Here is a 535-nt window from a genome sequence, read left to right on the forward strand (position 1 = left end):
CCCCACCCACCGAGTTTCCCGATGAAGCAGATGACCTTCGCCGACGCCGAGTACGCTGGCAAGCGCAAGCAAACCCGCAAGGAGTTGTTCCTGATCGAGATGGATCGGGTGGTGCCGTGGAAGGGCTTGATTGCTTTGATCGAGCCACATTATCCGAAAGGTGAAGGTGGCCGTCCGGCCTACCCGTTGATGGCGATGCTGCGTGTGCATCTGCTGCAGAACTGGTTCGGCTACAGCGATCCAGCGATGGAGGAAGCGCTGTACGAAACCACGATCCTGCGCCAGTTTGCCGGGCTGAACCTGGAGCGCATCCCCGACGAAACCACCATTCTCAACTTCCGCCGCTTGCTGGAGAAACACGAGCTGGCGGCCGGCATCCTCGCTGTCATCAATGGCTATCTGGGCGACCGCGGCCTGTCGCTGCGCCAGGGCACCATCGTCGATGCAACGCTGATCAATGCGCCCAGTTCGACCAAGAACAAGGACGGCAAGCGCGACCCGGAAATGCACCAGACCAAGAAGGGAAACCAGTATT

General features: G+C 59.8%; 1 pseudogene. It reads left to right on the forward strand.

The window, feature by feature from the left end:
• Positions 1 to 21: 21 nt before the first annotated feature.
• Positions 22 to 535: pseudogene (locus tag TR61_RS19470) on the forward strand (IS5-like element ISPst7 family transposase); the annotation flags it as partial.

It is taken from the genome of Aestuariivita boseongensis, from assembly GCF_001262635.1.
Lineage (GTDB): Bacteria > Pseudomonadota > Alphaproteobacteria > Rhodobacterales > Rhodobacteraceae > Aestuariivita > Aestuariivita boseongensis.